The organism is Gordonia sp. (in: high G+C Gram-positive bacteria) (assembly GCF_020438995.1).
Lineage (GTDB): Bacteria > Actinomycetota > Actinomycetes > Mycobacteriales > Mycobacteriaceae > Gordonia.
On sequence record NZ_JAGQTN010000082.1, the window covers coordinates 1 to 5,270 of the forward strand.

Consider the following 5,270-nt stretch of genomic DNA (forward strand, 5'->3'; position numbering starts at 1 on the left):
CGGTGGGGTGCGGGTCGAACGTCATCAGCACCGACGGGATCCCGCGGTCCTTGGCCGCGGCCGTCGCCGAGTTGATGAGCTGGGCGTGCCCCCGGTGGACGCCGTCGAACACGCCGATGGTGACCACGCAGCGACCCCAGTCGGCGGGGATGTCTTCCAAGCCTCTCCAACGCAACACGCGCACAAGCCTACGACCGCCCGCCCACGGCAACCACCGCGGACACCCGCACACGCCGGTGACGGTCAGGTGAATGTCTGCCCCGGGGCGGCTTCGGGTTGCGAGAGGATCGGAACCGTATGGCTTACAGTGAGGTATGCCCAACTCGCGTGCCCGTTCGGCGCGGCCCGCCGGCCCCGGTTCCGGGCGCGCGGTCACCGACCTGTCGTCGGTGACGCAGGACTATCTGAAGGTGATCTGGACCAGCCAGGAGTGGGCCGAGGTGAAGGTCACCACCAAAATGCTCGCCGAATCCCTGGGCGTGTCGGCATCCACGGCATCGGAGGCCATCCGCAAACTCGCCGAACAAGGCCTGGTGTCGCACGCGAAATACGGCGCGGTCACCCTCACCGACGAGGGCCGCACCGCCGCCATCCACATGGTCCGCCGCCACCGCCTCCTCGAAACCTTCCTCGTCCGCGAACTCGGCTACGGCTGGGACGAGGTCCACGACGAAGCCGAAATCCTCGAACACGCCGTCTCCGACCGCATGCTGGCCCGCCTCGACGCGAAACTCGGCTTCCCCGAACGTGATCCGCACGGCGACCCGATCCCCCGCACAGACGGCTCGGTCCCCACCCCCGACGCCTGTCTCCTCTCAGACCTCGACACCGGCCAATCCGGCCGCGTCGCCCGCATTTCCGACGACGACCCCAACATGCTCCGCTACTTCGACGAAGTCGGCGTCGCGTTGGACTCAATCCTCACCATCCGCGAAAAGCGCCCCTTCGCCGGCACAATCTCAGTCGCCATCGACAACGCCACTACCGTTGACCTCGGCGACATCGCCACCCGGGCCATCTTCATCGTCACCACATGACCCGGCACACAGGTCAATTCAGGTTCATCTCATGTGTCCACTGCTCACGTATTCGATTAGTAGATTTCTACGCAGACGGAAATGGCAGGGCGGTGGGAAACGGCCCATCGGTGAGCAACACTGAATTTTGCGATTAGCTCCGGAAACCGGAATTACGCGCAAGGTTTGCGGCACAGCGTCCCAACTCGCGTCGGTCCGGCCTCGCGGGCAGGCGAGGAGCGGTGGAATGTTCGGCGCGGAGCGTGCGAACAGGGGAAGCGGCGATGTCGGCGCCACCATATTGACCGTTCCAGGAGATGGCAGTGTCAGGCGGGATGCCGGTCAAGGTACTCCACGAGCGCCCTGCGGATGATCTCGGCGGGTTTGACGTCTTCAGCTGCTGCCCGATCATCGAGCCGCGCCTTGATGTCGACGGGCAGCCGAACGGAAGTAGTCGGGGTGTTCCCGCTCGGAAGCTTCCGGCCGGCCGGCCGGCCGCCTTTGAGAACGACCTGGGCGCCGGTTCCGGCAACAGGCTCACTGACGGGCAGCCAGGCACCAGCCTCGATGTCGGCTTGCAGTTCAGCGTATTCCGCATCGGTACGGCGACGAGTACTCATGATGTCAGTCCCCTCTACTTGCGTTGGGTACTGTACTGCGGTTATCAGTAAACTGCAATACAGTTTTATGCGAGATCATCCGCCGACCTGGCCCGGAACCAGGCGCACGGTTTGTGGCGTAGCGTCCCAACTCGCGTCGATCGGACCTCAGGCGCCGGTGGGGAGATCTGCAACCTGCGGTTTTGGCAATATTTCTGCGCTCGGCGCGAACTCGTCGTCGGCGTCGTCGTGACGGAGCACTGCGGTCATGGGTTCCAGGGTATCGCTAGTACCGGGAGTTGGGTCCGTGCACGAGCCGCGGCACCGACCGGGATGATTGTCACTCTCGAATCAGGCAGATCTCATGACACATCGGCCACCGATGCCCGTTGGATCAAGGGCATCGGCAGTCGTAGGTGCTCTGGCTCCCTGCGGCCGAGGAGCATGTCGACGCCGCAGGTGGCCATGTCTTCGTAGGGCAGGCGGGCGGTGGTCAGACCGGGACGCTGGATGGCGGCGAATTCTTCGTCGTCGAAGGAGATGACCGAAATATCCTGCGCCACCTTGAGGTTGCGTTCGGCGAGCGCCTGGTAGATGCCGAATGCGACGCTGTCGTTGCCGGCGATGAGAGCAGTGATCGTGGGGTGGGCGTCAAGTAGCTCATGAGTGTGGTCATAGCCGATCTGGGGTCCCCACGCGTCGAGTTCTACGCACCGTGCGTCGACGTCCGCATCGGCGAGGGCCCTCCGGATGCCGGCGAATCTGTCGGCGATGGTCACCGAACGGCGTGGGTCGCTCGCGATCTCGGGCAGGTCACCGATGATGCCGATGGATCGGTGACCGCGATCGAGGAGGTACCGGGCGACGGCCTCGCCGGCGGCCGACTCGTCGGGCAGGACACACGGATGTCCTTGTGACGACATACCGTTGAGGATCACCACCGGCAGGCCGGGTGGCACGTCGGGGGCATCGATCAAGCGCGCCGCCATCAGGCCGATGAGCAGGCCGTCGACGCGCCGGTCGGTCATTGCTCTTGCGGCACTGGCGATGTCGTGCTGGTCGCCGGTCTCGGACATCAGCACGATGTGACCGTTGGCGCGGGCGGCGTCGAGCACTCCGCGGATCATTCCCGACGCGTACCGGGTGATGGTCACCTCGTCGGAGATGAATCCGATCGTTTGAGTGGTACCGCGGCGCAGGCTCTGTGCGGCGGGGTTGGGGCGGTAGTCGAGTGCGGCCGCAGCCTCCCTGATACGTCGCGCCGCGTCGGCCGACACCCGCGAACCGGGCCGATCGTTGAGGACCATACTCACCGCAGCCTTGGACATCCCAGCCCGCTGTGCCACGTCGGCGAGGGTCGGACGTCCGGTACTGCGTTTACCCATCCCTGCTCCTGCCCACTCCCTGCTGCGGCCCATTTCCTGCTCCGGCCCATTCCCTGCTCCGGCTACGAAATCTGCCACACCGCCCGATCGCGCCGACCGCCATCCCTCCTGCACCATAACCCACACGCCGACCTTGACGTGATGTGGATCACTGCGCTATTTTCGACCTGCTAAATCGATTCAGCACCGATGATAAAACGGTTCACCAGATCGGGACGGGGCGATGCGCCGATCGACGTGCCCTGAGACCAACGGAGGTCCTGCTCGTGCCCATCAACACCCAGTTGTTCCGAAACGGCGCCTACTTACAAAGCTCCGCGACGCTGATGCTGTTCTTCGCGTCGTGGGGCATCTGGTGGTCGTTCTTCCAGATCTGGCTCACCGACGACGACACCGGCCTGGGCCTCAACGGCTCGCAGGTCGGCACCCTGTACTCGGCCAACTCCATGGCCACCCTGGTCGTGATGTTCCTCTACGGCACGATCCAGGACCGGCTCGCGCTCAAGCGGCACCTGATGATCGTCGCGTCGATAGGAATGGCGTGTCTGGCACCATTCGTGATTTTCGTGTACAAACCGCTGCTTGAGCACGCATTCACCCTCGGCGTCGTCGCGGGAATGCTGTTTCTGCCGGTCGGATTCACCGCCGCGGCAGGACTTCTCGAAGCGTTCTCCGAACGCATGAGCCGAACCTACGGATTCGAATACGGACAGGCCCGCGGCTGGGGCTCACTCGGGTACGCGGTTGCGGCACTGATCGCCGGATTCATGTTCACCGTCAACCCGATGATCAACTTCGTCGGCGGATCGGTCCTCGGCATCGTGTGCCTTCTGGTCCAGATCTTTTGGCGCACAACCAATGTACCTACCGCTCCCGGTCACACCGATACTCCGTCGACACCCAGTTTCCAGGAGATCGCCGGCGTGCTGAGAATGCCGGCGCTGTGGCAGATCATCATCTTCGTGATCTTCAGCTGGACCTTCTACAACCTCTACGACCAGCAGATGTTTCCCGACTTCTACACCGGATTGTTCGCCGACAAGGACACCGGTGAACGGACCTACGGTGTTCTCAACTCGGTCCAGGTGTTCATCGAAGGCGGAATGATGATGCTTGTCCCGATCCTGATGCGTAAGGTCGGTGTCCGCAACATCCTGCTGATGGGCGTGGCGGTGATGGGTCTGCGGATCTTCGGCTCCGCGGTGTTCAGCGACCCGGTCCTGGTGTCGGTGGTGAAGATGTTCCACGCCATCGAGGTTCCGTTGTTCATCCTGGGCATCTTTCGTTACATCACCGTTCATTTCCCGTCGAAACTCTCCGCAACCCTCTATCTCGTGGGTTTCGAGGTGTCTGCACAGATCGGCAATGTCGTCCTCGCGCCCGCGTTCGGCCGTCTGCGCGACCACATCGGATATCAGCCCACCTTCTTCGTGATCTCCGGCGTGGTGTTCGTAGCCGGACTATGGGCGTACTTCGCGCTCAAGCACGACGACCAGGACGTCCTCGGCGATCCGTTCATCCGCGATACGGCACACAAGGACACCAGAAGTGACGATGACACACCTCGCGACGACACGAAAGTCGCTGTCGAGTAGCGTGCGGCGCATCACCCGATCCCGCTACGTATCGTGGATGCCGGTCGATCCGACTCCCCCGCTGCACAGATACGGATTCATGAACAGCCTGCACTACGCGCCGCCCCGCAATTGGGTGAACGATCCGAACGGATTGATCCACCACAACGGCCGCTATCACCTGTACTTCCAGTACAACCCGCTCGGCGTCGACCATACGAACCTCAGTTGGGGGCACGCATCGAGCGTCGACCTGGTCACCTGGGAGGACCATCCGGTGGCCATCGCGTTCGACGACGGGGAGCAGGTGTACTCGGGATCGGTGGTCGTCGACGAGGCGGGGACAACCGGGTTCGGTAACCCGGAAGTCCCCGCGTTCGTCGCGCTCTACACCTCGATGTCCACCATTACGGGCAGGCAGGTCCAGTCCGTCGCGTACAGCACCGATGAGGGTCTGACCTGGACCAAGTACGGCGGCAATCCGGTCCTCGATCGCGGATCGGACAACTTCCGTGACCCGAAGATCATCCGATGGCAGGGTCAGGACGAGTCCTACTGGGTGATGGTCGCCGTGGAGGCGATCGACCGTCAGGTGGTGCTCTACCGTTCCGACGACCTGCTGACCTGGGAGTTTCTGTCGTCATTCGGGCCGGCCGGTGCCGTCGGCGGTGAATGGGAATGCCCGGACCTGTTTCC

The 5,270-nt window shown here is 63.4% G+C and carries 4 protein-coding genes and 2 pseudogenes; 3 read left to right on the forward strand and 3 right to left on the reverse strand.

The window, feature by feature from the left end:
- Window positions 1–178: pseudogene (locus KDB67_RS06995) on the reverse strand (bifunctional riboflavin kinase/FAD synthetase); the annotation flags it as partial.
- Window positions 179–314: 136 nt separating this feature from the next.
- Here KDB67_RS06995 and KDB67_RS07000 point away from each other — a divergent pair.
- Window positions 315–1,037 (forward strand): metal-dependent transcriptional regulator, encoded by a 723-nt coding sequence (locus KDB67_RS07000; protein WP_291014079.1) that lies wholly within the window; start codon window positions 315–317, stop codon window positions 1,035–1,037.
- Between the two features lie 305 nt (window positions 1,038–1,342).
- Here KDB67_RS07000 and KDB67_RS07005 read toward each other — a convergent pair whose 3' ends face one another.
- On the reverse strand, window positions 1,343–1,636 hold the full coding sequence (locus KDB67_RS07005) for a CopG family transcriptional regulator (protein WP_291014081.1): 294 nt from the start codon (window positions 1,634–1,636) through the stop codon (window positions 1,343–1,345).
- Between the two features lie 341 nt (window positions 1,637–1,977).
- The gene (locus KDB67_RS07010) at window positions 1,978–3,000 is read right to left on the reverse strand and encodes a LacI family DNA-binding transcriptional regulator (protein WP_291014083.1); all 1,023 of its coding nucleotides are present in this window, start codon (window positions 2,998–3,000) and stop codon (window positions 1,978–1,980) included.
- A gap of 266 nt (window positions 3,001–3,266) precedes the next feature.
- Between KDB67_RS07010 and KDB67_RS07015 the strand changes: the two genes are divergently transcribed.
- The gene (locus KDB67_RS07015) at window positions 3,267–4,595 is read left to right on the forward strand and encodes an MFS transporter (RefSeq protein WP_291014085.1); all 1,329 of its coding nucleotides are present in this window, start codon (window positions 3,267–3,269) and stop codon (window positions 4,593–4,595) included.
- Window positions 4,555–5,270: pseudogene (locus KDB67_RS07020) on the forward strand (glycoside hydrolase family 32 protein); the annotation flags it as partial. The gene KDB67_RS07015 and the pseudogene KDB67_RS07020, both read left to right, overlap by 41 nt.

What these genes read in the sequence shown, in the direction of transcription:
- KDB67_RS07000 (WP_291014079.1), top strand. Translation starts at nt 315, where the DNA reads ATGCCCAACTCGCGTGCCCGTTCGGCGCGGCCCGCCGGCCCCGGTTCC.
- KDB67_RS07005 (WP_291014081.1), bottom strand. Translation starts at nt 1,636, where the DNA reads ATGAGTACTCGTCGCCGTACCGATGCGGAATACGCTGAACTGCAAGCC.
- KDB67_RS07010 (WP_291014083.1), bottom strand. Translation starts at nt 3,000, where the DNA reads ATGGGTAAACGCAGTACCGGACGTCCGACCCTCGCCGACGTGGCACAG.